The sequence below is a fragment of the Stenotrophomonas sp. PS02298 genome (assembly GCF_029959445.1).
Classification (GTDB): Bacteria; Pseudomonadota; Gammaproteobacteria; order Xanthomonadales; family Xanthomonadaceae; genus Stenotrophomonas.
Genome location: NZ_JASCOR010000247.1, coordinates 1 through 4159 on the forward strand (window position 1 = coordinate 1; position 4159 = coordinate 4159).

Consider the following 4159-nt stretch of genomic DNA (forward strand, 5'->3'; position numbering starts at 1 on the left):
CCCCCCCCGCCCCCCCCCCCCCCCCCCCCCCCCCCCCCCCCCCCCCCCCCCCCCCCCCCCCCCCCCCCCCCCCCCCCCCCCCCCCCCCCCCCCCCCCCCACTACGGGTTGCAGGCGTTGCGAGCTTCGCGGCTTACGCCGCTCCCACATCGCTCCTACTTTGCTCCTACGCCGCCATCCGCCGTAGCGTCAGGTTGTAGCTCGTCGCATAGATCGCGGTTACCGAGAGCGGCACCACGATCGTGCGCAGGATCTCAGGCGTACCAGCGATCCAATGGATGCTGCTGAGCAAGCTCAGCGAAACCGCAACAGCAACCACCGGCGGTACCCAATAGCCGGCGCTTCCGGGCAAACGCGCGGACAGCGTCTCGATCATGCGCTTCAGGAACAGAGTGATCAGCGCCGACAAGGTGCCCTGCACTACGCCTGCGATCAACGGCCGCGGCATTGGGTGCGCAAGATTCGCGAACGTGGCCCAGCTACCCATCGCAATGAACGCCACGGCCATATGCACGGCGCTGTTGCGGGTGGTGGCTGTGGTGGTTCTCGGCACGTGATGGTCCTGCGGGCTTGTTGTGGCGTGGCAGCGCAGCATGACCGATGCGCCAGCTGGCAATCAACCTCGACCCGCCAAGGTATCCGTCGCTCGCGAACGAGTAAGCCGGTATTCCGCCCGCAAGCGATCGGCTTTCTCAACGGCACCTGCAACCGATCAGAACGGCGGCCAGAGGTGCAAGCGCATCCTTTCAACTGCACTACGTCCGGTTACCGCCCCCAGCCCAGACCTCAACTCACTCAACCAGCCCAAGAAATGCCCGCATGCGACCCAGCTCCACGTCCAGCCCGTCGACAAACCCCGCGTCACGCGGCGCCCGTCCTTCGACGTACTGCAGTTGCGCATCCAACGCGCCAGCAGCCACCGATAGATTGCCCCAACCAATGACCCGATCGCCCCACAGCAGCGGCAACGCGTAGTAGCCCAATTTGCGCTTTGCCGGCGGAGTGTAGGCCTCGAAGCGGTACGCCCAACCCCACAGCAGCTCAAAGCGACGGCGATCCCAGACCACCGGATCGAACGGAGTCAGCAGGCGCACCTGGGTGTCCGGCTTCCAGCGTCGGCTTTCCGCACGCTCATCGGCAGGCCATACCCAATCAACGCCATCCACCCTCGCCCGCTGCAGACGCAGGCGCGCACGCGCCAACGCCGCTTTGCGCGCATCCTTCCATTGCGGGACACCATTCCCCAGATAGGCCACCAGCTGACCGAGACTTGCATCGGGAAGCGGTGCGTACTTGCCAACAATCAGATCGATCAATGCGTCCATGCGCGCATCGATCTCGGCAGCAGTTACCGCCAGCGCCGCTTCGCGAACTGCATAGACGCGCGTGCCACCATCGCGTCGCGCCACCCGCAGCATGCCGCGGTAATGCATGCCATCGAGCAACTGGGTACTGGCATTGGACGAGCCGCCAAACCAGTTGGTGGTCTTGCCGTGTGCAAAGTGCGCATCCACCTCACGCGGATGCACCGCACCACGCTCGGCGATGAAGGACTGCACCGCCTGCGCCTGCTTCCAACGTGCCGGCGTCCACTCCATCCGAGCCTGTCGCGGGTGCATCAGCGCCTGGTGGCCGCGTGGCAGGAAGCCATAGTTGACGAAGAAATCTTCCTCGATGGGAAGTCGTGGATAGCGCCGCTCCAGGTCCCCGGCCCGGTATCCCAGGACCCGGTGCCGCAGCGTCAGGTCCTGCGCCCTTGCGGGCGCACGGATCGGATCAGCCTGCACGAAACCCAGCTTGGCAATCGCCCGCATCAGCGTTGTCGGCTTGAACAGCGTGCGGGCGACCGCGTAGCGGCGCAGGTGGTCGAGGCTGAGCGTCATGGGCCGATGATGCCAGCAACCATGAAAGAAAGGCCAAGGTGGCACGCATGCCGACCTTGGCCCCGCAGCATACCCGCGCTGCAAAAGTTGCTGCGTCAGCTGCCCAGTTCGATGCGGGCAACGGCTTCCTCAGCACCTTTCGGGTCGCTTTCGCCGTTCTTGATGCTGACGTACAGCACGTTGTTCTTCGCATCCAGTGCCAGGCTGTTCGGGTGGGTCGGCACCGACCAGCTGGCCACCTGCTGGTAGCTGTCGCTGTCGTAGGCGGTGACGCTGCCGGCTTCGCGGTTGGTCACGTACAGGCGCTTGCGCGGTGCATCCAACAGGATGCCGAGCGGGCCGGCATCGGTGGGGATGCTCGCCAGCTCTGCACCACTGCTGCGGTCCAGTACCAGCACGCGCTTGCCCGGATGACGCGAGACGAAACCGTCGATGCTGCTGCCCTGGTACTTCCGGATCATCTCCAGGCCTTGGTCGGTGACGAACAAGCGCGTGCCCGCAGGATCCAGCGCGATGTTCATCGGCTGCTCGGCGCTGACCTGGAAGCGCTGCTCGACCTTGCCACTGTCAGTGCCCACGGTGACCACTTCGCCCAGCAGATTGCTGGTGTAGACGCGCTTGCCGGCCGCATCCAGTGCGAGGCCTGGCGCCTTGGCCTTGCCCAACCCTTCAATGGTGTCGATCAGCTGCAACGACTGCGTATCGACCACGAACAGCACACTGCCTTCCTGCGAATGACCGGTGACATACAGGCGATGGTTGGGCGCATCCACCACCAGCTCGCGAAGGTCATGGCTGTAATAGGACTTGCCGTCCTTGCCAGTGACCTTCTCCATCAGCTGCACGGTGCCGATGGCCTTGTTCTGCGCGGTATCGACCACGGTCACCGAGGTATCGACGGTGTTGCCGACGTAGAGGCGATTGCTGGCGTCATCCAGTACCACACCGAAGCCCTTGCGCTCCAGCGGAATGCGCTGCTGTACGGCGAGCGTGGTGGGGTCCAGGCGCAGCACTTGAGCCGGACCGGCGGCATCGCCAAAACCACCGGACGAAGCGACGAAAACAGCGTTCTGCGCGGGGCTGTAAGCCAATTCATACAGGCCCTTGGCGACGGCCTGACGCTGCACATTGGCGGTAGCGCTACTGGTTGCAGCAACCGGCGAGGTCGCCGAAGCAGCCGGCGCAACTACCGCAAGAGAGACCGCCAGCGCGAGCGCAGCGGATCGGAACAGGGGGGATTTCGACATTGCGAGCTTCCTTGATAGGGCACGAAGGGTGTCCTGGCTCGCTGCGCCGTTGTCGAACGGGAATGGCTGGCTGGTGCCGGCATGTTAGAGCAAAACCGGGGTCAGAGTCAGGTTCTTACAGCAAACGCCCCACTCCCCGGATCGATCCACCACACCAGTCGCCCTAGCGTTGCAGACGAGCGGCCACCGGAGTTCAACATGGCAAGGCGACCACGAATTGATCCGCCTGGAGTAACCCAGCACGTGATTCAACGCGGCAACGACCGGCAACCATGCTTCTTCCGCGACATCGACCGCATGCGTTACCTGCAGGATCTACACACGCTCAGCATCGAGCGCGAATGCCGCGTGCATGCCTATGTATTGATGACCAACCACGTCCACTTGTTGATGACGCCCGCTGAATCCGGCGCGATCAGCGGCCTGATGCAGGCATTGGGCCGGCGCTATGTCCGCTATATCAACGACGCCTACGAGCGCACCGGTACGCTATGGGAAGGCCGCTACAAATCTCACCTTGTCGCGAATGACGAGCACCTTCTGCGCTGTTATCGCTACATCGAGTTGAATCCTGTCCGCGCTGGAATGGTGCAGCGACCCGCCGATTACCCGTGGTCGAGTTACCGGCACAATGCCTTCGGTGTGGCAAACCCGGCCCTACAAGCCCACGTCTGCTACGTCGCGCTGGGTGCCTGCGAAGCCCAGCGACAGACGGCATACCGCGAACTCGTTCAACAGGTGAGCGACGAAGACACCGCGAGCTTCCGCGACCACCTCTACCGCCAACAGCCAATGGGCAACGATCGCTTCCGGGCAGCCATCGAAGCGCAACTCGGCCGCAATCTGGCGCCTGGCAAGAGTGGCCGGCCCCGGAAAGCGGGGCCGGCGCGCTAGTTGAGCGAAGGGCCTGTCCTAGATTTTGTGTAAACGGGTCACCGGCAGGAAACTGCCATCTGACCTGGAGACACCATGAGTTCACGCAAACATGAAGTACCCAACGAGTTGCTGAGCAGCTTGTTGGCTAACTACA

General features: G+C 63.8%; 4 protein-coding genes. 1 reads left to right on the plus strand and 3 read right to left on the minus strand.

Going from position 1 to position 4159, the window contains the following annotated elements; translation table 11 throughout:
- Positions 1–165: 165 nt before the first annotated feature.
- The 3 genes from QMX78_RS20395 to QMX78_RS20405 form a co-directional block, all read right to left on the minus strand.
- On the minus strand, positions 166–552 hold the full coding sequence (locus QMX78_RS20395) for a hypothetical protein (RefSeq protein ID WP_282273072.1): 387 nt from the start codon (positions 550–552) through the stop codon (positions 166–168).
- Between the two features lie 238 nt (positions 553–790).
- Positions 791–1882 carry a crosslink repair DNA glycosylase YcaQ family protein gene (locus QMX78_RS20400; RefSeq protein WP_282273074.1) on the minus strand — a complete coding sequence of 364 codons (1092 nt, stop codon included), beginning with the start codon at positions 1880–1882 and terminating at the stop codon, positions 791–793.
- Positions 1883–1977: 95 nt separating this feature from the next.
- Positions 1978–3129, minus strand: a complete 1152-nt coding sequence (locus tag QMX78_RS20405; protein ID WP_282273075.1) for a YncE family protein — start codon at positions 3127–3129, stop codon at positions 1978–1980.
- A 198-nt stretch (positions 3130–3327) separates the two neighbouring features.
- On the opposite strand from QMX78_RS20405, the gene QMX78_RS20410 reads away from it, so the two are divergent.
- A complete protein-coding gene (locus tag QMX78_RS20410; protein ID WP_282273077.1) occupies positions 3328–4023 on the plus strand; it encodes a transposase in 696 nt (231 codons plus the stop codon).
- The last annotated feature ends 136 nt before the right edge of the window (positions 4024–4159 follow it).